General features: G+C 37.5%; 23 protein-coding genes. 22 read left to right on the forward strand and 1 reads right to left on the reverse strand.

What is annotated here, in order from left to right; all coding sequences use genetic code 11:
- Positions 1-81 precede the first annotated feature (81 nt).
- Complete coding sequence (rpsD, locus tag LLS04_RS05900) at positions 82-684, reverse strand: 30S ribosomal protein S4 (protein WP_323610776.1); 603 nt, start codon at positions 682-684, stop codon at positions 82-84.
- 250 nt (positions 685-934) lie between these two features.
- On the opposite strand from rpsD, the gene LLS04_RS05905 reads away from it, so the two are divergent.
- From LLS04_RS05905 to LLS04_RS06010, 22 genes are all read left to right on the forward strand, one after another.
- Complete coding sequence (locus LLS04_RS05905) at positions 935-2674, forward strand: septation ring formation regulator EzrA (RefSeq protein WP_323610779.1); 1740 nt, start codon at positions 935-937, stop codon at positions 2672-2674.
- Entirely contained in the window at positions 2655-3803 is a 1149-nt protein-coding gene (locus tag LLS04_RS05910; protein ID WP_323612138.1) for a cysteine desulfurase family protein, read from the forward strand. The genes LLS04_RS05905 and LLS04_RS05910 overlap by 20 nt, the downstream gene beginning before the upstream one ends.
- A complete protein-coding gene (gene thiI / locus LLS04_RS05915) occupies positions 3790-4992 on the forward strand; it encodes a tRNA uracil 4-sulfurtransferase ThiI (protein ID WP_323610780.1) in 1203 nt (400 codons plus the stop codon). The genes LLS04_RS05910 and thiI overlap by 14 nt, the downstream gene beginning before the upstream one ends.
- 9 nt (positions 4993-5001) lie before the next feature.
- Positions 5002-6297 (forward strand): signal recognition particle protein, encoded by a 1296-nt coding sequence (ffh, locus tag LLS04_RS05920; protein WP_323610781.1) that lies wholly within the window; start codon positions 5002-5004, stop codon positions 6295-6297.
- Between the two features lie 250 nt (positions 6298-6547).
- Positions 6548-6895, forward strand: coding sequence for a 50S ribosomal protein L19 (gene rplS / locus LLS04_RS05925; RefSeq protein WP_003773145.1), 348 nt, complete (start codon positions 6548-6550; stop codon positions 6893-6895).
- A gap of 49 nt (positions 6896-6944) precedes the next feature.
- The gene (lepB, locus tag LLS04_RS05930) at positions 6945-7505 is read left to right on the forward strand and encodes a signal peptidase I (RefSeq protein WP_323610782.1); all 561 of its coding nucleotides are present in this window, start codon (positions 6945-6947) and stop codon (positions 7503-7505) included.
- Positions 7506-7517: 12 nt separating this feature from the next.
- Positions 7518-8351: a ribosome biogenesis GTPase YlqF gene (ylqF, locus tag LLS04_RS05935; RefSeq protein ID WP_323610783.1), complete on the forward strand. Its 834-nt coding sequence runs from the start codon at positions 7518-7520 to the stop codon at positions 8349-8351.
- A complete protein-coding gene (locus tag LLS04_RS05940; protein WP_323610784.1) occupies positions 8336-8950 on the forward strand; it encodes a ribonuclease HII in 615 nt (204 codons plus the stop codon). Before ylqF ends, LLS04_RS05940 begins: the two co-directional genes overlap by 16 nt.
- A gap of 40 nt (positions 8951-8990) precedes the next feature.
- On the forward strand, positions 8991-9719 hold the full coding sequence (gene dprA, locus LLS04_RS05945) for a DNA-processing protein DprA (RefSeq protein WP_323610785.1): 729 nt from the start codon (positions 8991-8993) through the stop codon (positions 9717-9719).
- Positions 9720-9736: 17 nt separating this feature from the next.
- Positions 9737-11791, forward strand: coding sequence for a type I DNA topoisomerase (gene topA, locus LLS04_RS05950; RefSeq protein WP_323610786.1), 2055 nt, complete (start codon positions 9737-9739; stop codon positions 11789-11791).
- A 124-nt stretch (positions 11792-11915) separates the two neighbouring features.
- Positions 11916-13205, forward strand: coding sequence for a methylenetetrahydrofolate--tRNA-(uracil(54)-C(5))-methyltransferase (FADH(2)-oxidizing) TrmFO (gene trmFO / locus LLS04_RS05955; protein ID WP_323610787.1), 1290 nt, complete (start codon positions 11916-11918; stop codon positions 13203-13205).
- Positions 13206-13264: 59 nt separating this feature from the next.
- On the forward strand, positions 13265-14155 hold the full coding sequence (gene xerA / locus LLS04_RS05960; protein WP_323610789.1) for a site-specific tyrosine recombinase/integron integrase: 891 nt from the start codon (positions 13265-13267) through the stop codon (positions 14153-14155).
- A gap of 413 nt (positions 14156-14568) precedes the next feature.
- Positions 14569-15078, forward strand: coding sequence for a YceD family protein (locus LLS04_RS05965; protein WP_323610790.1), 510 nt, complete (start codon positions 14569-14571; stop codon positions 15076-15078).
- A 14-nt stretch (positions 15079-15092) separates the two neighbouring features.
- Positions 15093-15239: a 50S ribosomal protein L32 gene (gene rpmF / locus LLS04_RS05970; RefSeq protein ID WP_003773155.1), complete on the forward strand. Its 147-nt coding sequence runs from the start codon at positions 15093-15095 to the stop codon at positions 15237-15239.
- Between the two features lie 74 nt (positions 15240-15313).
- The gene (locus tag LLS04_RS05975; RefSeq protein WP_323610791.1) at positions 15314-16699 is read left to right on the forward strand and encodes an LCP family protein; all 1386 of its coding nucleotides are present in this window, start codon (positions 15314-15316) and stop codon (positions 16697-16699) included.
- Positions 16699-17415, forward strand: coding sequence for a CBS domain-containing protein (locus LLS04_RS05980; protein WP_323610792.1), 717 nt, complete (start codon positions 16699-16701; stop codon positions 17413-17415). Before LLS04_RS05975 ends, LLS04_RS05980 begins: the two co-directional genes overlap by 1 nt.
- A gap of 54 nt (positions 17416-17469) precedes the next feature.
- Positions 17470-18351, forward strand: a complete 882-nt coding sequence (murB, locus tag LLS04_RS05985) for a UDP-N-acetylmuramate dehydrogenase (RefSeq protein WP_323610795.1) — start codon at positions 17470-17472, stop codon at positions 18349-18351.
- A 1-nt stretch (position 18352) separates the two neighbouring features.
- On the forward strand, positions 18353-19873 hold the full coding sequence (murJ, locus tag LLS04_RS05990; protein ID WP_323610797.1) for a murein biosynthesis integral membrane protein MurJ: 1521 nt from the start codon (positions 18353-18355) through the stop codon (positions 19871-19873).
- A 141-nt stretch (positions 19874-20014) separates the two neighbouring features.
- Positions 20015-20443: a division/cell wall cluster transcriptional repressor MraZ gene (gene mraZ, locus LLS04_RS05995; RefSeq protein WP_016357089.1), complete on the forward strand. Its 429-nt coding sequence runs from the start codon at positions 20015-20017 to the stop codon at positions 20441-20443.
- On the forward strand, positions 20443-21354 hold the full coding sequence (rsmH, locus tag LLS04_RS06000) for a 16S rRNA (cytosine(1402)-N(4))-methyltransferase RsmH (RefSeq protein WP_323610798.1): 912 nt from the start codon (positions 20443-20445) through the stop codon (positions 21352-21354). The genes mraZ and rsmH overlap by 1 nt, the downstream gene beginning before the upstream one ends.
- Before the next feature lie 2 nt (positions 21355-21356).
- Complete coding sequence (locus LLS04_RS06005; protein ID WP_003773162.1) at positions 21357-21659, forward strand: FtsB/FtsL family cell division protein; 303 nt, start codon at positions 21357-21359, stop codon at positions 21657-21659.
- Positions 21660-21661: 2 nt separating this feature from the next.
- Positions 21662-23842 carry a penicillin-binding protein gene (locus LLS04_RS06010; protein ID WP_323610799.1) on the forward strand — a complete coding sequence of 727 codons (2181 nt, stop codon included), beginning with the start codon at positions 21662-21664 and terminating at the stop codon, positions 23840-23842.
- Positions 23843-23855 lie beyond the last annotated feature (13 nt).

The raw sequence follows: 23855 nt of genomic DNA on the forward strand, positions 1-23855 counted from the left end.
ATTCTTAAAGTGAGAATGGTTTTTTTTGATTTAGAGGGTAAAAAAAACTCCCTCATAGAGGAAGTTTTAGGATTATGAAGATTAACGGTTGTAGAATTCAACTACTAATGCTTCATTAATTTCTTGGTTTAATTCACTACGTTCTGGTAAACGTTTGTATTCACCTTTGAATTTATCTTTGTCAAATGTAACATAATCAACCATTGATACGTTAGCTTCTAATGCATCTTTGATTGCTGCCATTGAACGTGAAGATTCTTTAACTTCAATTGTTTGACCAGGTTTTACAATGTATGAAGGAATATCAACTTTTTTTCCATCTACTAAGATATGACCATGATTAACTAATTGACGAGCTCCACGACGTGTACGTGATAAGTTCATGCGGTATACAACGTTGTCTAAACGTGATTCTAACATGAATAAGAAGTTGTGACCTGCAACACCTTCAAGTTTTGATGCTTTTTTGAATGTGTTATAGAATTGTTTTTCAGTAACTCCGTATGTAAAACGAATACGTTGTTTTTCACGTAATTGTAAACCGTAGTTTGATAATTTTGGACGACGTGCTTTACCGTGTTGTCCTGGTGCGTAATCGCGACGTTGTAGCTCTTCACCTGTTTCAAGGATTGAGAAACTTAAACGACGTGCTTTTTTCCAAACTGGACCTTTAATTCTTGCCATAGTAATGACCTCCTAATATGTCATTAGCGAGTTCCGCAAATTATTATTAGTTGAGTTTATCTATAATCGTTTCCCTGTACAGCGTAGGTACTTTGATTCCTGCCGCGGGATAAACACGTGGCTAATAACTTTGCGTGCTGCACTAAAAATATGACGCTTATATAATATACCTAAATTGAGGTGAAAAGTCAACGAAACGCATTTAAGAACCACGCTATCTATGGTACAATAAATTCAACGAGGTGAACGTATGAATTTTCAGATGATATTAAAGTTAATGAATGACTACAAATATATAATTGCTGTTGTCCTAGTGCTGTTAATCATTGGTGTTTTTGTCTACATACGTATGTCTAAAAAACGTCGATTAAATAAAGCCTTTGAGACCTTAGAAGTTCGATACAACGAGCTCATGAGTATTCCGGTGCTGTTTAAAATTAATAAAGCAAACGGATTGGCTAAGTTAAATCCAGATGTTGAGAAAAAAGTTTCGGAGTGTAAGGCAGAATTCAGTGAAATTAATGCGCGACAAGAAGAAATTTCTGATGCGCTTGCGGATTCAGAAGATGCACTTGCCTTTGGGAAACTGAAAGAAGCATCAAAGCACCTGTCTCTTTTAGATGGCTTAATTACCCAGTCCATGGAGCAAACTGTTTCACTTAATGACAATCTCGAAACGTTACTCGAGCAAGAAACACGACAACGCATGGAAATCACTTCTTTAAAAGATCGTTTTAGAGAATTGAAGAAAAATGCAATTGAAAATACTTCCGGTTTAGGTGATGCTTTCCCTACAATTGAAGATCAAATTAAAGAAATTGAACAAAACTTTTCCATTTTTGAAGAATGGATGTATGCTTCTGATTTTATGAAAGCACAAGAAATTAGTGAAGAAACACGTGGATCGATTGATGATTTGGAAACAAAGATTACTGAAATTCCAAAACTATATGAACATGCGAAAGGCTTGATTCCTCAATTACTTGATGAGGTATCAAAGCTTTATCAAGGTGTTCGTCAAAACGGGGTTTTTGTGGAACATCTTGAGGTTCCAAAAAACATTGGTGTTCTCAGTGAAATTTTAAAAGATGATCTCATTAACATTGGTCAAGGTGAAATTGAAAAGTCACGAACCAGTCTTAAAGAGAGTCAAAAACGCTTAGAGCAGCTTGCACTCTCGATTCAAAAAGAAGATAAGGCTCAACGCGAGGTAGATTCACTGAGCGAAGAGGTGTTCGAGAATTTAGAATTCCTTGTGGATAGCATTGCCAAAATGTGTAAGGATGCACACAAAGTTGAAACACGATTTAATTTTGATGGATATACAGAAAATGTGGGCGTATTCTCGCAACGCATTCAAGAATTTAGTGATTCGGGCGTTAAGGTTTCAAGAATGATTGAGGAAGAAAAGATTCCTGCCTCAACAATCCTGATATCACTTCAAGAACTCGGTCAAGATGTTGCAATGCTTAAAGATGAGTATCTCGTTATGAATGAAAAAGTGGAACGTGCAAATGCAGATGAAGTTCGAGCAACGAAACAACTTCTTAAACTCCACCTTATCATTAACGATGTTCAAGTAAGGATTCAAAAACGTTCCTTACCTTCAATATCCGACAAGTATGCTTCGGATTTGGAACGAGCATACAAATATACTGATCAAGTAAAAGAAATGCTTGGACAAGATGTAATTGATGTTAAACTCTTAAACGCAACTGTGGATGAGGCGATTGATTATATCTATAAACTACACAACAACGTCAATAATTTAGTGGGTGTGGTCGACATGTGTGAAAATGCAATTGTTTATGCAAATAAATTTAGAGCTTTTGTCCCAGATATCGATGCCGAGTTAACCCGTGCAGAGTTATCCTTCAATAGTGGTGATTATACACAGAGTTTGACTACAATTATTAATTCTATTGATCGATACAGACCAAATACGGCTTATGAGGAGATGATTCGTGACAATGCAAAAAGCGCACGATAAACCAATATATTTAGATTATTCAAGTACAACCCCAACGCGTCCTGAAATACTTAAGGATGCGTTGGTTATTATGGAAAAGTATTATGAAAACGCAGACTCACTCCACTATGGTGGACAACGCGTATCAGAACTTGTAGTGCAATCTCGTGATGCATTAGCAAAAATGCTTGGAGTGCTTCCTCATGAGATTTTTTTCACGTCTGGAGCCAGTGAGTCAAACAGTACAGCGATCAAGGGAATTGCCCTTGCAAACCGACATCGTGGTAAGCATATTATCACAACATGTGTTGAACATAGCTCGGTAATGGGTGCGGTACAACAGTTAAAAGAAGAATTTGGCTTTGAAGTGGATTATTTGAGTGTTGATACGAAAGGGTGTATCTCACTTGATGAATTAAAACAAAAACTTCGTAAGGATACGGTATTGGTTACTGTTATGGCAGTAAACAATGAAGTAGGGAGCATGACAGATGTTCAGGAAGTAGCCCGAATAACAAAAAAATATTCGAGTGCTTACGTTCATATTGATGGAGTTCAGGCGCTCGCGAGACATGATTTCCCCATGAAACAGATTGACAGCGTTTCTTATTCTGCTCATAAAATCTACGGATTAAAGGGAAGCGGACTTCTCGTGAAAAAAGCTAATGTTAATTGCTTGCCGCTTGTAAATGGCGGTCAGCAAGAAGGCGGCTTGCGTGGTGGAACATTGGATAATGTCTCTGCGATTTTGTGGGCTAAAACACTCCGTTTAGCAGTTGAAGACCACAAACGTTCAATTAATGATATAATACGCATGAATAAATTTTTATACGATACTTTTGATGGAATGGAGAACATCCACATTAACTCAGATATTCACGGTTCACCGTATATCTTTAATATGTCTGTTTTAAATGTTGGATCGGAAATAATGATGAATGGATTAAATGCTAAAGGCATCTACGTATCTGCACAAAGTACGTGTAATTCGAAATCGTTGGAACCTTCACATGTATTAAAAGCCATGGGTTGTGATGAAACGTGCGCACTGACAAGTGTACGTATTAGTTTGTCGCACCTAACAACAATGGAAGAACTCGAAAAAGTTTGTGAAACAATATTGGAGATTAAAAATTATGTACAACACTAATTATGAATTTATTGTTTGCCGCTATGGTGAACTATCAACAAAAGGGAAAAATCGTCGTAATTTTACAGCACAACTTGTGCGTAATGTACGCTCGCAACTCGTTGCATTCCCAAACCTAACATATCGTGAGACGTATGACCGTCTGTATATCACTTTAAACGGTGAAGATGGTCTTGCCGTCAGTGATGAACTACGTCACGTATTTGGTTTGAGTTCTTTTTCACTTGCAGTTAAAGTGGAACGAGACCTCGATCTCATTGCTAATGTAGCTGCAGAAATGATACAAAGAGAAGAAGGTAAAGCAACATTTAAAGTTATTGCACGTCGTCATGACAAATCATACGAACATATTTCTGATGTGATCAACCGTCATGTTGCTACAAAAATACTACAAACAACAGACTTTAAAGTTGATGTTCGTAAACCGGATGTTGGCATTATCATCGAAGTACGCAGTGACTCAGCTTACATTATGATGGGGCGTGTTGAAGGTGCAGGTGGATACCCAGTTGGTATCCAAGGTAAAGTTATGGTTATGCTTTCAGGTGGTATCGATTCTCCTGTAGCAGCATATCTTATGATGAAGCGTGGTGTTCGTATTGAAGCAATTCATTTTGCATCACCACCGTACACTTCAGATGAGGCACAAAAGAAAGTTATGGATCTTGCACAACAACTTACAAATTACCAAGACCACATTCGTATTAATGTTGTACCATTTACGGATGTACAACTTGAAATTTATAAAAAAGTACCTGAGAGTTATGCAATTACAATGATGCGTCGCTTTATGTTGCGTATCGCTGAGCGTCTTGCATTCCGACGCAATTGCTTAGCAATTGCGAACGGTGAAAGCTTGGGCCAAGTTGCATCACAAACACTTCATAGTATGAAAGAAATTACGAATATTGGAACCTTACCAATCTTACGTCCACTAATTACATATGATAAAGTTGAAATCATTGATTTAGCTCGTAAAATTGAAACGTATGAAACATCAATTTTACCGTTTGAAGATTGTTGTACAATCTTTACACCTAAAAACCCTACAACGAAACCTCATGGGGATAAAATTTTACGTTTTGAAGAGGGATTAGATATTGATGCACTCGTTGATGAAGCAATCAAAAATATCGAAGTAGTAGAAGTTACTAAGAAAAAACAAGAAGATACACCATCGTTCTTATAGGAGGAAGTTATGGCATTCGATAATTTAACAAACCGATTACAAGATACATTTAGAAATATGACCGGTAAGGGAAAACTTTCTGAAAAAAATATAACTGATGCATTGAGTGAAATTCGAATTTCGCTTTTAGAAGCAGATGTAAGTTTAGATGTTATTAATGAACTTTTAGAACATACTCGTAGTGAAGCACTTGGAATGAAAGTTACACGTGATGTAGAACCTTCACAAATGTTTGTAAAGATTGTTAATGATAAGTTGATAGAAATTCTAGGAGAAGAAAAATCCGAATTGAATTTCACTCAAAAACCAGGAATTTTAATGATGGTTGGTTTGCAAGGGTCAGGGAAGACGACCACAATTGCGAAAATTGCAAACAAACTCAATAAAGAAGGAAAAAAAGTATTGTTGGTTGCGGCTGACTTGGCACGTCCTGCAGCGATTGAGCAACTCAAAATCCTCGGAACGCAGATTGGTGTTGAAGTATTTGCGCAAGAAAACAGTACGCCCGTTGAAGTTGTAAAGAATGCACTTGCACATGGAAAAGATTTTGATCTTATCCTCATTGATACAGCGGGGCGTCTACAAATTGATGACGCTTTAATGCAACAACTTGTAGACATTCAAGCACTTACAAAACCTGATGAGATTTTGCTTAGTGTCGATGCAATGAGTGGTCAGGATGTAATTCATGTTGCCAACGGTTTTAAAGAAAAATTAGACATTACGGGTCTTGTCGCTACAAAATTTGATGGTGATTCACGTGGTGGTTCAATTCTTTCGGTACGTTACATGACCCAAGTTCCGGTAAAATTTGTTGGGGTTGGTGAAGGTATCGATGAGTTGGATGAGTTTTATCCAGATCGTACCGCTTCTCGTATCTTAGGTATGGGAGATATCGTCAGTCTTGTAGAAAAAGCACAAGAAAAAATGGATATCGAGGCTTCAGAACGTTCAGCAGAGCGCATGATGAAGGGTCAATTCACATTAGATGACATGTTAATCCAACTACAACAAGTTTCTAAGATGGGTCCGTTATCAGGTCTTATGAAAATGATGCCAGGAGCGAACCAACTAGCAGGTCAAATTGATGATGCAGATGCATCGAGTACGATGAAAAAAACAGAAGCGATGATTTTAAGTATGACTCCAGAAGAACGCAATGATCCTAAAATAATTCGTTCAACGCGCAAACGCCGTATCGCTGAGGGTTCTGGTACTTCCACAACTGATGTTAACCGTTTGCTAAGTCAATACGAAAAAATGCAGAAACAAATGAAGATGTTATCTCGTTTCATGGGTAAATAACCTTGTTCTAAAAAAAATATAATCACAAATTGCATAATGATGTGGTATTTACGCGGTGAAATTAAAATTATCCATTTTGATTTTTATCATGAAAACGAACTCCGTTAAGTGTGTTTGTTTCATATTAAAATATAACTTGATTATTTAAGCCATTTGTGATAAATTATATAGGCTTAAAGCACTCTGGTTCCGCTGTTGGAATCATTATGAACCAGTTTTAAAATAGATAGACAGAAAAAGGAGAATTACTATGTCATTAGCATTAGTACAAGAAATTACAAAGTCACAATTACGTAACGACATTCCTGAATTCCGTCCTGGATGTACAGTACGCGTAGACGTTAAGATCCAAGAAGGTGGAAAGACACGTATTCAAGCATTTGAAGGTGTTGTTATTAAAACTCAAGGAACTGGAATCTCAGAATCATTTACAGTTCGTAAAATGTCATCAGGAATTGGCGTGGAACGTACATTCCCAATCAACTCACCTATTATTGACAGCGTAACTGTATTACGTAAAGGTAAAGTACGTCGTTCAAAACTATACTACTTACGTGACCGTTCAGGTAAATCAGCACGTATTAAAGAAATTCGTTAGTATTAGCCGTATTTATACGGCTTTTTCTTTATTGTAGGGAGGGTATGAAATGAATAAAGGCGATGATAAGTTTTTAATCGCGGTTAAAGACTTTATTAAAAGTATGGTAATTAGTCTTGTTTTAGTTATTTTAGTAACGCAATTTATTGCGCGTCCTGTTCGGGTAGAAGGATTATCCATGTACCCGAGTCTTAACGATAAAGAATTAGGCTTTTCAAATATTTTAAGCATGAAAATGAAAGATCCGGAGCGCTTTGATGTTCTGGTGCTCTATCTTGATTCACAAAAGAAACATATTGTGAAGCGTGTTATTGGTTTACCAGGTGAAGTTGTGGAAATCCGTGATGAGAAGTTGTATATCGATGGAAAAGAAGTCGATCAACCGTTCTTAGATACAGATTATGTCCGCGAGATGACGTCAACTGGAAAAGAGTTTTCACGTGATTTTGGTCCGATTAAAGTGCCCGAGGGTGAGTATTTTATGCTTGGGGATAATCGTATTCGTTCCAGTGATTCACGTGATTATGGAACGTTTAAACGTGATGCAATTAAGAGTAAAGACGTTTTTGTCTTTATTCCATTTAACAAAATAAGAACAGTAGGAAAATAGGAGCGTGATTTGATGTCACAGGTACATTGGTTTCCGGGTCATATGGCAAAAGCGATTCGATTGATTGAAGAACAAATCAAAGTCGTAGATTTTGTCATCGAATGTCGTGATGCACGTGCACCGATGTCGACTCGAAATCCTGTTTTGTCACGGTCAATTGGACAAAAGAAACGTCTTATTGTTTTGACAAAGAAAGATTTAGCGGACCCTAAACAAAGTGAAAAATGGGTAGAGAAGCTCGAATCTGAAGGGAATGTCGTACTTTTGGTGGACGTAATTAACGATCCCGTACGTAAAATGATTATTGAAAAGACGGATATCGTCTTAAGAGAGAAACGTGAACGCGATAAACGTCGTGGGATTCGTCCTCGAACTGCACGTGCATTAATTGTAGGTGTACCTAATGTTGGGAAATCCAGCGTTATTAATAAAATTTCTGCGCGTAAAGCTGCAGGTGTTGAAAATAGACCGGGTGTAACACAATCCCTAAAACTAATTCGAGTTACACAAGATCTTGAATTGGTAGATACACCAGGTGTGTTGTGGCCGAAATTTGAAAGTGAAGAAATGGGTATTATTTGTGCGGTTATTGGTTCGGTTAAAGATACTGGGTATCCAATGGCGCTTGTTACCGACTTCGCACGTGATTATTACATTCAATATAAGCCCGAAGAATTGAAACGTCGTTATGAACTTGAATCGTTTGATGATTTTTATGATCAAGTGGGTCGTTATCGCGGACTTCTCGGAGAAGGCGGAACGGTGAATGATGATAAAACGCGCGTTGCATTTTTAAGTGATATTCAAAATGGACGGATTGGACGCATTACATGGGATCGCTTATAGATGAATTTGAAGTCAATTACTGGGAACAAGGTAAACTTGTTGTCGGGATTGATGAAGCAGGGCGCGGGCCGATGGCTGGACCTTGTGTCGTATCAGGTGTTATTTTCCCGAAAGGCTTTTATGATGTCCGTATTAATGATTCAAAGCAGTTAAGTGAGAAGCAGCGTGATGAATTGGTATCGATTATTGAATCCAATGCATTATGGACGTTTACGGAGATAATTCCGGTAGATATTATTGATCGTGATAATATCTACCGTGCAACTCAAAACGCTATGAAAAAAATAGCCATCGAAAGCAAAGCAGATATCGTACTAACGGATGCGATGCCTCTAGATGAAATCGCGATTCCAGTAGAGGCGATTGTTAAAGGTGATGCGCGTTCGCTTTCTATAGCGGCTGCAAGCATTCTTGCGAAAACCGTTCGAGATGGTCTGATGAAAGTTTGCGATCTTGAGTTTCCAGAGTATGGCTTTGCCAAACATAAAGGATACGGGACGAAACAACATAAAGAAGCAATTCTTAAATTTGGGCGTTGCCCCATTCATCGTAAATCATTTCGATTTAAAGACGAGACACAAATATCATTTGATATTTAGGTCTTGTTTTTTTTATTGCTTAACTATTAATGGTGATAATGTGAGAAATTATTTAAAAAATCTTGCAATACATTTACAAGGGGATTATCCTAGTATATGTCGTTTCATTCATGAGGGGCGAAATGTTCCCTCCTATGACTATCAAGGGAATTATATCTGTTATGGTGATTGCGCTTATCCGAGTAGTTTTTACGAATTGGATTGTCCGCCATTTGTAATTTTTTATGAAGGAAATCTGTCATTTTTAAATGATCAATGTATCGCAGTAATTGGTTCAAGAACACCCAGCGAATATGCGCTTAGAATGACTGAGCGATTCGTTACAAATATAAAGGAACATTATACGGTTGTTTCAGGACTTGCATCCGGTATCGATATCACAGCACATCGTGCCGCACTTGATTTTCAATCGATAGCTGTGGTAGGGTGTGGTTTAGATATATGTTACCCATCAAAGCATCGTGATGTGTTTGGATTTATGAAACAGAATCATTTAGTTATTTCGGAGTATCCAATGGGTGTACGTCCGCAAAAGCATTATTTTCCTTTTCGAAATCGATTGATTGCTGCTTTATCACAAAGTGTGTATGTCATGAGTGCTTTAATTCGAAGCGGAACGATGCATACGGTTAATGAAGCATTAAAATTGAACCGAAGAGTTATCTGTCTTCCTCATAATCTTGATGATATCACAGGTGCTGGATGCAACCTTTTGATTCAAGAGGGAGCCGAGGTGTTGACAAACCTCGAAGATTTATCCAATATATAAACTAAGGAGTGTTGGCTATGAAAAATTTAGTAATTGTGGAGTCACCTTCAAAATCTAAAACAATTGAGAAGTATCTCGGTGAGGATTTTGAAGTTGTTTCTTCAAAAGGTCATATTCGAGATTTGGCTACGACCGGTAAAGGCGGTCTTGGTGTAGACTTCGATAATGACTTTGAAGCAACATATAAAATAAGTAAAGACAAGAAAGATGTTGTTAAAGAATTAAAGGCAAAAGCGAAGAAAGCTGATGCTGTTTATCTTGCGACTGACCCTGACCGTGAAGGAGAGGCGATTTCTTGGCATCTTGCTAATGAACTGGGCGTCGATCTCGATCAGGATAATCGTGTTGTTTTCAATGAGATTACCAAAGATGCTGTTTTAAGTGCATTTGAATCACCGCGTCATATTGATATGAATTTGGTGAAATCACAAGAAACACGTCGGATTTTAGACCGCATTATTGGTTTTAAATTGTCTAAGTTATTACAAGCTAAGATTAAAAGTAAAAGTGCAGGGCGCGTTCAATCTGTAGCGTTAAAACTAATTGTTGATCGCGAAAAAGAAATTGACGCATTTACACCAGAAGAATACTGGTCAGTGCTTGCGTTCTTTGAAAATGAAGGAAACATTATTGAAACGAGTGCAGAGCGTTACAAAGGCAAAAAGTTAAAGCTTACGAATGAAGCAGAAGCACAAGCTGTGTTGGATGCTGCTCAGGGATCCTTTAACATTACAAAACTTGAGAAGAAAAAACGTAAGAAAGAATCAAAACTTCCTTTCATTACATCCACACTTCAACAAGAAGCATCAACACGCCTGGGTTTTCCTGCAAAGAAAACGATGCGCGTTGCTCAAAAGCTCTATGAAGGAATTCAAATGGGTGCGGATACAGAAGGTTTAATTACTTATATGCGTACCGATTCAACGCGACTCAGTAATGTTTTTGTTGAAGATGCAAAAGCATTTATCGTTGAAGAATATGGAAAAGAGTACTTGGGTAAATACCGTCAAGGTAAAAAGACTGAAAATACTCAGGATGCTCACGAGGCTATCCGACCAACTAGTATTGCACGTCGTCCAGAAGAAGTTAAATCTTACCTTACACCGGATGAATACAAATTATATCGCTTTATTTACTATCGAACACTTGCATCCTTAATGGCACCATCCATTTCTGATTCAGTAAGTGTAGTTTTTAGTCAAAATGATTATGACTTCAACGGTAGTGGATCCATCATGACCTTTGACGGTTACTTAAAAGTATATGAGTATGAAAAAACTACCGATAAAGTAATGGGAGAGTTGGATGAGGCGAAGGTATATAATGCGCAAAAAGTTGAAAAGAACCAACACTTTACACAACCACCTGCACGTTATACTGAAGCGCGTTTAATTAAAGAACTTGAAGAATTGGGTATTGGTCGACCAAGTACGTACTCAATGATTTTGGAAACGATTGTTTATCGTGCCTATGCAACATTTGGTGCTGTTTCTGAAACGTCGAAAACAAAGGTCTTTAAACCTACAGATCAAGGAATTTTAACGAACGAGAAGCTCCAAGAACATTTCTCTGACATTATTAATGTTCACTACACTGCGAATATGGAAGATGAATTAGACCGTATTGCGGAAGGTGAAGAAAATAATGTTGAAGCGTTACAACGTTTTGTAGATAAGTTTTATCCATTGCTTGAAGAAGCTGATGAAAAAATGGAAAAAATTGAGGTCGAAAAAGTTGGTGAAGTCTGTCCCGATTGTGGAGGCGAGCTTGTTTATCGATTTGGCCGTTATGGAAAATTTATTGCTTGCGGGAACTTCCCAGAGTGTCGTTATAATCGCGCTTTAGATCAAGATAAACGTCCAGAACCTGAAAAAACTGGCGAAGTCTGCCCAGACTGTGGGGAACCTTTGGTAAAACGTAAGAGTCGTTATGGTACTTTCTTTGTCGGATGTTCTGGATTCCCTAAATGCCGTTATATTCAACCGAATGAGAACGCAAAAAAACCAAAGACGAAAAAACCCGAAGAAGTGTCAGCGGAACATGAACCGTTAGGTGAAGAAATTAAAGATTAATTAAAGTACTGACATCCATTTCTAAATTATGGTGCATTTAACGCGTTTGTATTTGATGCATCGCGTATAATTTAAAATGTATGTCAGTTTTCTTTGGCATAAAATTAAGATAAGGAAGGTAATTATGAAACAACCTCAAGTTAGAGTAATAGGTGCAGGATTGGCAGGGAGTGAAGCTGCTTACCAACTTGCAAAACGTGGATTTTTTGTGGAACTTGTGGAGATGCGTCCTGTTAAAATGACGCCTGCGCACGTTACGGAGCATTTCGCAGAACTTGTTTGTTCAAATTCATTTCGCTCTGATGACTTAAATAACGCCGTAGGACTTCTTAAAGAAGAAATGCGTCGCTTTGACAGTATCATTATGAAATCCGCGGATGAACATCGATTGCCTGCGGGAAGTGCGTTAGCCGTTGACCGTGTTGGCTTTAGTGAAAAAGTGTCAGAAAAGATTTCGAAAATGGATAACATCATCATATCAAATCGTGAAATGACTGAACTGGATGATTTACCAACAATTGTTGCGACCGGTCCATTAACATCCGATAATTTTTCGAAGTACTTGATGAACTATTTAGGACAATCGGAGATGTATTTTTATGATGCGATTGCACCGATTGTATCTGTGGATGGCATTAATTTTGATATTGCATATCGTAAATCACGTTATGACAAAGGGGATGGCCAAGATTATATAAACTGTCCAATGGATCGTGATCAATTTGAAGCCTTCCATCGTGCTATTCTAGAAGCAGAAGAAGCACCCATGCGTGATTTTGAAGATGTTAAAGTTTTTGAAGGCTGTATGCCTGTTGAAGTTATGGCGCGTCGCGGCATTAAAACAATGCTGTTTGGTCCATTAAAACCTGTAGGTTTGGAAAAACCGGATGGTACGCGACCATATGCAGTTGTTCAATTGCGTCAAGATAATGCGGCGGGATCTTTATATAACTTAGTAGGGTTTCAAACACGACTAAAGTGGGGCGATCAAAAGCGTATTATTCAAATGATTCCTGGTTTGGAAAATGCGGAAATCGTTCGTTATGGTGTGATGCATCGCAATACATTTATCAAATCACCATTACTTTTAAATCATCACTATCAATCAAAAACTCAGCCAACGCTTTTCTTTGCTGGCCAAGTAAGTGGTGTGGAAGGGTATGTTGAATCAGCTGCAAGTGGACTTGTTGCGGCACTTAATATGGCACAAGTCTTAAAGAAAGAACCACTTATTGATCTTCCTCAAGAAACAGTAATGGGTTCGATGGCTTATTATGTTTCCCATGCAAATCCGTCACAGTTCCAACCAATGAATGCGAATTTTGGAATTGTAGCGAATCGTTTAAAAGATCGTGAAGCAATGTCTGTTAGAAGTCTTGCACACATTGATAAATATGTTTCTGAATTTGGATAAGACACTTTGGTGTCTTTTTTTATTTAGATTAGCGTATAATAAAAAAAAGAGGTGATTGAATGAAAAGAGAAGAACTTGTCATCGATTTTATGCGTCACATTGCGATTACAAACACTTCATCCGAACACACGAATATCGCCTATGAACGTGATATTCGTCAATTTCTTGATTTTATTGAAGACCAAGCGCTTCATGAAGTAGATCGTTTGATTGCTTATGATTACTTAAATATGCTTTACGATTCAAATCTTTCCAGTTCAAGTGTTGCACGAAAAATCTCGACACTTCGTTCATTTTATAAGTTCTTGCAGATTAATTACGGGCTAACTGATAATCCCTTTCAACAAATTAAAATTAAACGTCAAGGTAGGCATCTTCCGCATTTCTTAATGTATGATGAAATTGAAACTTTATTATTAAGTTGTGATGACACGATTTTGGGTGTTCGAAATCAAGTTATGATTGAGTTAATGTATGCTTGTGGTTTACGTGTGAGTGAGGTTGTGGATTTGCAAATCCGTGATTTAGATCTTACAGAGCGCTCATTACGTGTAATTGGAAAAGGAAATAAAGAGCGTCAGCTATTCTTTTATGAATCCCTTGTACCAAAACTTTGGTCCTATCTTAATCTGTATCGTCCTCAATTTCCGAATGTTTCGGATACTGAAGCTGTTTTTTTAAATCAAAGAGGGAATCCACTCACGCCACGTGGAATACAACACATTCTAGAGCACCAAGGTAAGACCGCAGGTTTACGGATGAAGTTGCACCCGCATATGTTGCGTCATAGCTTTGCGACGCATTTATTGGACAATGGCGCGAGCTTGCGTGTAGTACAGACCTTGCTGGGTCATGAATCACTGAGTACGACTCAAATCTATACGCACGTTAGTATGCAAAAAATTAAAGAAGTATATGATGATGCGATTGAAAAAATACCACTCACATAATCTTACATACTTTTGGTATAATTCTTACATATTGTTTGTGTATGATTCATGTGTAAGAAGAAACTCTTACGCGTATGATTCCTCTTCTCCTTTATTCATATCCCCTTATGAATAACCAAAAATCATACGTAATCTTTCCCCTTATAAATAAATAGTAAAAAAAGAGAAGCAAATAATAGAGCTTTTCTTTTTTTTCGTAGAATTCTCAAGACCCTTAAAATAAATATATCTTGACTTGTTGCGTTATTAAGGATATAAAGAGTATGTTATTTTAGTTTTACAATTATATAAGTTGTACAAAATTTCGGTTGAATTTACAAAAAAACGAATCATCGAAAACATGAACGGTTTTTGTTTGACATTCCAGTTTGTAATCTATATAATTAAGTAGCGTTAAAGAGTAGGGTGAGAGTATGAAATTTTATAGAGCTGATTTAGATCGGTTAAAATCACCACGTTTAGAAATAGACGAGGAAATAATCATCGATCAAGATCTCTTGAAAGGTTTTTCTCTATGTACTGCTTTACGTGAGATCTTCGCAGTAGGTCATGGTTATTATGACGAACACACTTCAAAATTAATTACTGATCTGACAATAGAAGGTATTATGACAGTACCCTGCGCCATTACATTAGAGCCATTTGATATCGATTTCTCGATACCAGTTGGTGATGTGTTTAGTTTCGAGAAACTCGAAGATGACGAAGTAGGTATTGAAATTGAAGGTGAAGAGCTTGATCTCGATCCATATTTATTGGATTCTATCTTAGCTGCAGTTCCCCTAAAGGCAATCCATCCGGATCTTAAGGAATATCCAGAAGGAGAAGGCTGGCAGGTTATGACTGAAGAAGATTATACAAAAGAGAAGAGTCAAGAGATTGATCCTAGACTTGCAAAACTAAAAGACTTTAAGTTTGATTAAATGGAGGTGAGACGATGGCAGTTCCAAAAAGACGCACATCTAAAGCAAGAAAAAACAAACGTCGTACACATTATAAATTACCTAATGTGACATTAGCTAAAGATCCTCAAACTGGGGAGTGGAAATTACCACACCGTGCAAATCGCGACGAGGTTAAATAATATAATTAAGTCTTGGATATCCAAGATTTTTTTATGTGAAAATATGGGAAAATTTGGGAAAGTGAGTGTTTATTATGAATCGTAAATCAGTCGTTTTCGGTCCATTGGCAGTAATTTTTTCATTCGCATGCTTAGCATGTGTTTTAGTATTTACAAAATATATGCCGATACGGAATCGTCTTATAATATTAGTCGTGGCGGTTATCTGTGCGATGGTTGTTATGATTGTAACAAAACGTCCATTTTGGCGTTATTTAATTGCGATTTGTATTCTCGTAACCAGTATTTTTGTATTCAGTTCTCAGAAATTTGTGGATCAAATGGCTGATACGAAAGAGTATGAACTCATTAAATACGATTTACTTCGCATGAAAGATCATGAATTTGAGAAAAATCCACTTATTGGTTTATATGGTGTTAAAGAAAATCATTTGGAAGCAATATCAGAGGATTTAAAAAGCGAATTAGGGACGGATCGATTCAAGAAGTTTTCAGATATAGATGATGTAGTTTCATCGTTCTATGCTCAAGACATCGACGGTCTTTTTGTTAATAAGGCTATGCTTGCGAATTTATCATTTCTATATCCCGATTTTATGAAAGATACGATTTTGGTTAACAGTTATGAATATCGCTTAAGCCGTGATTCGATTGTGAAACATGTAGATGTTTTAAAAGAACCGTTCACAATCTATTTAAGTGGGATTGATGTTTATGGGGATGTGGTAACTCGATCTCGAAGTGATATGAATCTTTTGTTATCGGTCAATCCAAAAACAAATGAGGTGCTCACGGTGTCGGTTCCTCGCGATACGTATGTGCCCTTGGGTTGTGAAAATGGTGAGTTGGATAAATTAACGCATGCTGGTCTTTACGGGGTTACCTGTTCGGTAAAGACCCTTGAAAAATTATTTAATATTGATATTAACTATTATATTCGAGTTAATTTTACGGGCTTGGTTCAAATTGTTGATACACTTGAGGGGGTTGATGTCCTTTCCCATTATGATTTCATTACTGAAAATGGTGATGTGTTCGTTAAGGGCATAAATCATGTCGACGGTGAAAAGGCTTTGGCTTTTGCACGGGAACGCGATCATGTGGAATATGGGGATGTTGCGCGAGGGTTGCACCATCAAGAATTGGTTAAGGCCATTTTTGAAAAAGCAACACAAACTGAAAATATTATCAAGGCTCCCCAATTAACGGGACTTGTGAGTCAGGTTGTTGATACGAACCTCGATGATGGAAGTATTTCTAAGTTAATTTCTAAACAAATTGAAACCAGTAATAAGTGGCATTTTGAAGAAGATTATCTTCGCGGTGAAGGAGATATGCAACCGACATACAGTCAGGATGGACGTTATAAATATTATGTTTATTGGCCTTCTGATGAAAGTGTCGCTTCGATACAAAAACAAATTAGCGATTTAATTGTCGCAAATAAGGAGGGATCGTAGTGGGAGATACCACAGCGAATTCAGTTTTATTTTTAAATGCTTTTGTACAGATTGAAATGTATTTACGTAATCTATTAAACAATCCCAGTGTTGGGTTTGTGCAAATGGTTCACATGGGTGCTCGCAAAGATGAAGTAATTCGTCATTTTCAAACAGATTTAGTTGAATATGCTCAATTGCGTAATGCGATTGTTCATAATCGTGGCGGTAATGAAGAAGCGATTGCTGAACCGCATGACTCAGTTGTAAGGCATATTCAAACCATTGTTTCAAAGATTCAAAATCGTAAGACGGTGATGGATTTAGTCCGTGAGAAACCATTTAGTGTAAGCTCGGATATGTTATTGCTTGATATGGTTAAGCAACAAAAACATCAACACTATTCCGCGATTCCAGTGTATAATAATCATGTTTATGTGGGTGTTGTGCATCCGAGATTGTATCAAAGACTTATGGAGGATGCTTCACGGACGTCGTATGATTTAGCCGTAATACGTGTTGACGAATTATTACAATATTATCAACCGGATGATCGGGTCGTTTTTGTTCCATTGTCAATGTCGATTCCTGAGTTGTTGGAGGTCTATGAGACCAATCATAATCGTGGAAAAAGTGTCATTGCTATTATTGTTACAGAAACAGGAAAGCAAAATGAAAAACCGCTCGGTATTTTTACGGTTGCGGATTTACCAATTCTTATACGTGAACTTGAATAATTGAACAGTAACGTGTATATTTATCATTGGTAACACTATATAAAAGGAGTTCTTATGGCAGATTATTTTGTGATGAAAAATGCGTCGTTAAAACGCTATAATACAATGAGGTTAGATGTAACAGCAGAGACAGTGATTATTCCTCATACTGTTGACGGATTGGTGGAAGCATTACGCGACCATACAGGGAAGCGCATTGTGCTTGTTGGGAATGGATCAAACATGATTTTTTCTCAAGAACATTATGATGAAAATACCGTATTTATTATTACGATTTTATTAAATGATTTAGAAATTGTTGATAATGAGATTATTGCGGAAGCAGGGGTCCGTTTAAACCGCCTCGCTTGGTTTGCTTGTGAACAATCTTTAGGTGATATGGAATTCTGTGAAGATATTCCGGGAACTGTTGGTGGTGCATTGATTATGAATGCGGGTCAATGGCAATATGCGATTGGACAATTTGTGAATTGGATTGAAGTATTCAATTATGAAACTCAAGAAGTTGAACGTCTTGTTCCAGATGAAGCATTTTTCGGTTATCGCTATTCACGTTTAAATGACCTACCAGTTTACGTATTACGTAGTGGTTTGAAAACAATTGAAGGCGATTATAATCAAGCACTTGAAAAGATGCTTTATTATCGTCATGAACGTTATGTAAAACAACCGCGTAATTATGCGAATGCAGGAAGTGTTTTCAAACGTCCTAAAGATAAAGACGGTGAATCACTATTTGTTTGGAAGCTTTTTGATGGTGTTGATCTTCGTGGATTCCGTGTGGGTGATGCGATGGTGTCTGAGAAGCATCCAGGATTCATTGTGAATGTTGGTCATGCTTCCGTTGATGATGTTCATGCAGTAATTCAAGAATGTAAAAAACGTGTTAAAGATGAATACGATGTTGATTTAGAACTAGAATGGCGTGTAATCTAACATGAAAAAAACGACGATTATTGTAATGTTTATTGGTGTGTTGTCTAAAGTATTGGGCTTCATCCGTGATATTACGTTATCTTCAATGTTTGGTATGGGTGCAATTACAGATGCCTTTAATGCTTCGGTAGCAATCCCAACGGTTGTATTGTCTGTTATTGGTTCAGCACTGATTACGGGTGTTATACCAATGCTGACTAAGATTTCTCATGAAGACAAAGAGCGAGGCGATCGTTTCGCAAGTAATGTCCTCAATATTATGATTGTATTTTCTTTAGCACTCTCACTCTTTATGTTTTTAGTTCCAGAAGTGGTTCTGAAAATTGTAGCAGGTGGATTTAAAGGGGAAACGTTGGCGTATGCTGTTGTGTTTGTACGAACACTGGCTTTAGGTGTTTTCTCAGTAGCGGTGATGCAATTAGGAACCGGATATCTTAATGTCAAAGGGAATTTTGTGGTTCCAGCAATGGTCACCATTCCGATGAATCTTATTGTGATTGCCGGAATTGCAATTAGTAGCAAAGCTGGTAATCCTTATATTCTTGGCTATGCACAATTAATTGCATTGATTGTACAGGCAATTATTATTCTGTTCTTTATGTGGCGTAGTGGATTTGTATATCATGCTGTGATTGATTTAAAAGATGATGATTTACGATCAATGGTTGCTTTAGCGTTACCGTTAGTCTTATCCTCGTTCTTAGGTCAATTCAATGATATTGTCATGAAGAATTACGCTACCGTTTTGCAAGGTGAAGGTGGATACAGTTACATGACGTATGCCACAAAACTGATTGGTTTTGTGCAAGGGATTTTTATTATCGCAATTCTTCAAGTAACATATCCTACGATTGCAAAGAGTGTTGTGGAAAAAGATATGCGTAAAGTGAACGACTCAATTAATGATGCTGTCTTAATGATCGCATTATTTGTATTACCAGCGATGGTAGGGTTTGTGACCTTAGCGCGAGGTATCGTAGAGTTTGTATTCCTTCGTGGTGCAGTAACACCTGCGGATATCTCGGTGATTGTACCAATCTTTATTTGTGATACAATTGTTCTCTTTGCCTATGCAATGCGAGAGTTGATGTTCCGAATTCATTATGCTTATCATGATATGAAAGGTCCTGTTCGCAATACGGTTCTTGTATCAGTATTGTTTGTGGTTGGGATGATCGTATTCAGCTTTATCTTTGGAAAATTTGGAATGCCTCTAGCTGGCTTATCGTTTGCATACTCCTTGGCGGCACTTATATCATGTGTACCGCTTTATAAGAGCATGAAAAAACATATCCCACGATCGCGTTTGCGATTTATTGCATTGGATTTTATTAAGATTACCTTAGCAGCATTCATTATGGGTGTTGTGGTTGTATTGGTGAAAAGTCCAATTCAATACCTCATTCCAAGTAAGTTATCCACCATTGTAATCATACTTGTGGCTGGTTTGGCTTATTTAATCGCAATCTTGTCTTTTAAAGTTCAATTTGTGCGGAATTTAATCTTAAGTTTTCTGAAATAATCGTGAAATGATGTTTAAAACGCTCTAGGAGTGGCTTATGCCACTCCTTTTTCTATGAGTTGATTTCTTCCCATATATCAGGTGATATGTTACAATAGTGGTACAAAGTGGTAAGAAGTGGAGGAAAGTGGGGACAATTCAATGTTTATTGGAGAATATCAGCACAATATCGATACCAAAGGAAGAATCATTGTTCCCGCTAAATTCCGTGAGGAGCTCGGCGAAGCAATGATCGTTACGCGTTGGCTCGATGGATGCCTCGCACTTTACACACTTGAACAATGGCAACAAGTTTACGAAAACTTAAAAAAGTTGCCATCAACGAAACGAGAAGTTCGTATGTATACACATATGATCATGTCCAAGGCCGCCGAATGTGATTTAGATTCACAAGGTCGTATTCGTATTCCAGCTCATTTAACTCAGGAAGCAAAGTTAACCAAAAATTGTGTTGTGGTTGGCGTTAGCGATCATGTTGAGATTTGGGATCAAACGCGATGGACTGATTACTGTGAAGCTGCGAGCGAGAATTTTGAAGAAATAGCAGAATCGCTAACGGAGTTTTTCTAATGAAACATATATCAGTCATGCTTAATGAAACAATTGAATTATTAAATATTAATCCAGAAGGAATATATGTTGACGCAACATTAGGTGCCGGTGGTCATAGCTATGAAATTTGTAAGCAATTGACAACAGGTAGGCTCATTGGATTTGATAAAGATTTGGATGCGATTGAACGCACTTCAAAACGACTTGAGGTTTTCGAGGATAAAGTTACCATGGTTCATGGAAGTTATACACAACTTACCGAAAAGTTAAATGAGTTAGGGATCGATCAAGTGGATGGCGTACTCTTTGATTTAGGCGTTTCATCACCTCAGTTTGACGATGCAGAACGTGGATTTAGTTATCGTTTTGATAGCAGATTAGATATGCGTATGGATCAAACCCAAGCACTTAGTGCTTATGAAGTCGTCAATGAATATGAAGAAGAACAATTGGTTCAGATTCTTAAAGATAATTCGGATGAGCGTTATGCACGTCGAATTGTTAAGAATATTATTGAGAATAGACCTGTAGAAACAACATTTGAACTTGTTGAACTGATAAAACGTTCTTATCCTGGAAAAGATCTAAAAAAAGGACATCCAGCTAAGAAAACATTTCAAGCCTTACGTATCGAAGTGAACAATGAGTTTGAAGAAGTCAAAGATGCAGTTGAACAAGCGGTGCATGTCATTAAGCCAGGTGGCCGTGTCGTTGTTATTACATTCCATTCTATCGAGGATAGAATTGTTAAACGAATCTTCAGTAACTACGGTAAACCTAAAAAGGTTGATCCGAGATTACCAATAATTGAAGAACAAGTACTTAATTATAAATTGGTTTCAAAGGCACTCAAGGCCTCTACAGAAGAATTAGAGTTTAATAATCGCGCACATAGTGCAATCTTAAGAGGGATCGAAAGGGTGAAATAATTGTGGCAAAACACGTAATTAAAAGAAAAAAGAAAACAATTCGTTGGAGTGGACTTGTAGGATTTGTATTCACGATGGCATTATTATTTTCATTTGTTACGCAGATTTTTGTTCGTTCAGAAAATGCTCGTCTTGCACGAGAAATTCAAGTTGTCAAACAACAACAAGCAGATATTAATGTTAATAATGAAAAATTAACAGCAGAGATTCAAGATTTAAGTGATTCAAACCGCGTTGTATCAATTGCAACAGAAGCGGGATTAGATAACACACATAATGTTGTGACCGTAAAGCATGGTGATTAGATTTGGAAAAGAAGAAGTTACGAAAAAGTGCAAACTATAAAGTTTTAATTGTTTCAATCACAATGGCGCTCCTCTTTGTTGTAGTGGGTGCCAATGTTTTTGTTGTCTCCGTACTGGGTTATCATTTAAACTCTGGCACGGATTTTCGTGATGATATCAACGGAATTCATACGGTAGAACGTAAAATTCCCGCAAATCGCGGTAAGATTGTTGATCGCAATGATACTGTCATTGCCCAAGATCTCGTAGCTTATACCTTACAGGCAAGTCTTGATGAATCACGTATGCATTCTGACAAGACGCCTGCGCATATTGATGATAAAGAAAAAGCTGCAAAAGTGATCAGTGAGGTTATTGGGACCCCGTACGATAAGGTTTTGGAGATTATCAGCCAAGATGCACTTCAAGTTGAATTTGGTTATGCCGGTAAATACTTAACATTAGATCGAAAAACGGCTTTAGAAGAATCAGGAATTCCTGGACTTATGTTTGAAAAGATTATTACTCGAAATTATCCTTTAAAGGTATTTGCTTCTAAGTTGATTGGTTATTCTCAATATGATGAACTGGAAGAAGGCCAAATTGGTCAAATGGGACTGGAAAGTGCTTATAATGATATTTTAGAGGGATCTAATGGATTTGAACAATACACTCATGATCGTGATAATTTCAGACTTCGTTTTGATGATGGTCAACGTAAAGATCCGATTAACGGTAATGATGTGAAGTTAACCCTTGATCGTGGAATTCAGGATTCTCTTGAACGAGCGTTGCTTGGCATTACCCAAGATCCGGGTGTTAAGGCATCTGAAGCATGGGGAATTGTTATGGAAGTGAAAACCGGTAAAATTCTTGCGTGGGGTGATGCACCAAGTTTTGATCCGAATGCCCCAGACTTTAGTAATGGATTTACAAACCGTGTTTCTCAAAGTACTTTCGAACCGGGTTCAACGATGAAGACGTTTACGGTTGCGGCAGCCATTGAGGAAGGGGTATGGAATAACGAAGAAACCTTTGATTCCAATCCATTCCATGTTGGTGTTGAGAATAATAAAGCATACCGTTTACCAAGCGAAGATGGCAGTGTTCATACGATTACCAACGCAGGGGGACATACTTATGGTCAAATGCGTTATGACTATGGATATGCCTTAAGTTCGAACGTTATGATTGCGGAGTTGTTGACTCGTAAATTGGATCCGGAAGTGTTTCATGATTATCTCTATAAACTTGGATTCTTTAAGAATGTAAATACGGATAAAATACCTGAAGAGCAAGGGTATGATTTATGGCAAGAACCGCTTGAGAAAATCAGTAATGGTTTTGGTCAAGGTTCGAGTGCTTCGATCTTGCAACTCGCTCAAGCATACACCTCAGTTTTAAATAAAGGGGTTATGGTGAAACCTTACTACATTGACGAAATTAAAAACTCCCAAACGGGTGAAGTTATTTATAAAGGTCAAACACAAAATCTTGGAAAAGTGTTTTCTGAAGAAACAGCGAAGAAAGTTCAAGATTTAATGCGTTACGTTGTGGATATTACCGGTTCAGGATATCGTTTTAATATACCTGAGACGAATGTGATTGCGAAGACAGGGACTGCACAAACGGTTGTGGAAGGGGTGCCGGGTTATTCACCGACAATCTATAACTTTTCAAGTGCTGTAGCTTTACCTTATGAAGATCCTGAAGTGCTTGTTTATACTGCATATAAAGCGAATTATGGACATGATGTCGATTATTCAGCAGTTTATATTCGAGATGTTCTTCATAAGATTGCCGCTACTTACGGCATGACCAATGAAGGTGGTAAAGAATCGATTAATGAAATTACAGTTCAAGAACTACAAAATTACATTAATTCACCGGTTCCTAAAGCAAAAGAATCCCTTGAATCATTGGGGTATAAACCAATTGTTATTGGCGATGGTGAGACGGTAATTAATCAAAAACCAGAAGTTAACCGTCAGGTTATCAATAATGAACGCGTCTATCTTTATGCGGGTGATCATAATATGACCATGCCTGATTTTAAAGGCTGGACACGTAAGGAAATCTTCAGTTTTATGAGTATCTCAGGTTTAAATGCGGAAGTGAGTGGTTCGGGCTATGTCACCGAGCAGTCGATCCCTCCTGGAACAATTTTCACAAAAGATGATACGGTTTCACTTAAACTGAATTAAGAATTTGTTATAA

Origin of the sequence: Erysipelothrix enhydrae (genome assembly GCF_035066605.1) — a bacterium.
GTDB classification, from domain to species: domain Bacteria; phylum Bacillota_I; class Bacilli_A; order Erysipelotrichales; family Erysipelotrichaceae; genus Erysipelothrix; species Erysipelothrix amsterdamensis.

Excerpts from the sequence above, each read along its gene's own strand:
- rsmH (WP_323610798.1), top strand. The coding sequence starts at position 20,443 with ATGAAACATATATCAGTCATGCTTAATGAAACAATTGAATTATTAAAT.
- mraZ (WP_016357089.1), top strand. The coding sequence starts at position 20,015 with ATGTTTATTGGAGAATATCAGCACAATATCGATACCAAAGGAAGAATC.
- LLS04_RS05910 (WP_323612138.1), top strand. The coding sequence starts at position 2,655 with ATGCAAAAAGCGCACGATAAACCAATATATTTAGATTATTCAAGTACA.
- rpsD (WP_323610776.1), bottom strand. The coding sequence starts at position 684 with ATGGCAAGAATTAAAGGTCCAGTTTGGAAAAAAGCACGTCGTTTAAGT.
- thiI (WP_323610780.1), top strand. The coding sequence starts at position 3,790 with ATGTACAACACTAATTATGAATTTATTGTTTGCCGCTATGGTGAACTA.
- LLS04_RS05905 (WP_323610779.1), top strand. The coding sequence starts at position 935 with ATGAATTTTCAGATGATATTAAAGTTAATGAATGACTACAAATATATA.
- rpmF (WP_003773155.1), top strand. The coding sequence starts at position 15,093 with ATGGCAGTTCCAAAAAGACGCACATCTAAAGCAAGAAAAAACAAACGT.
- lepB (WP_323610782.1), top strand. The coding sequence starts at position 6,945 with ATGAATAAAGGCGATGATAAGTTTTTAATCGCGGTTAAAGACTTTATT.
- LLS04_RS05975 (WP_323610791.1), top strand. The coding sequence starts at position 15,314 with ATGAATCGTAAATCAGTCGTTTTCGGTCCATTGGCAGTAATTTTTTCA.
- murJ (WP_323610797.1), top strand. The coding sequence starts at position 18,353 with ATGAAAAAAACGACGATTATTGTAATGTTTATTGGTGTGTTGTCTAAA.
- trmFO (WP_323610787.1), top strand. The coding sequence starts at position 11,916 with ATGAAACAACCTCAAGTTAGAGTAATAGGTGCAGGATTGGCAGGGAGT.
- ffh (WP_323610781.1), top strand. The coding sequence starts at position 5,002 with ATGGCATTCGATAATTTAACAAACCGATTACAAGATACATTTAGAAAT.
- LLS04_RS05940 (WP_323610784.1), top strand. The coding sequence starts at position 8,336 with ATGGGATCGCTTATAGATGAATTTGAAGTCAATTACTGGGAACAAGGT.
- LLS04_RS05965 (WP_323610790.1), top strand. The coding sequence starts at position 14,569 with ATGAAATTTTATAGAGCTGATTTAGATCGGTTAAAATCACCACGTTTA.
- ylqF (WP_323610783.1), top strand. The coding sequence starts at position 7,518 with ATGTCACAGGTACATTGGTTTCCGGGTCATATGGCAAAAGCGATTCGA.
- topA (WP_323610786.1), top strand. The coding sequence starts at position 9,737 with ATGAAAAATTTAGTAATTGTGGAGTCACCTTCAAAATCTAAAACAATT.
- rplS (WP_003773145.1), top strand. The coding sequence starts at position 6,548 with ATGTCATTAGCATTAGTACAAGAAATTACAAAGTCACAATTACGTAAC.
- murB (WP_323610795.1), top strand. The coding sequence starts at position 17,470 with ATGGCAGATTATTTTGTGATGAAAAATGCGTCGTTAAAACGCTATAAT.
- xerA (WP_323610789.1), top strand. The coding sequence starts at position 13,265 with ATGAAAAGAGAAGAACTTGTCATCGATTTTATGCGTCACATTGCGATT.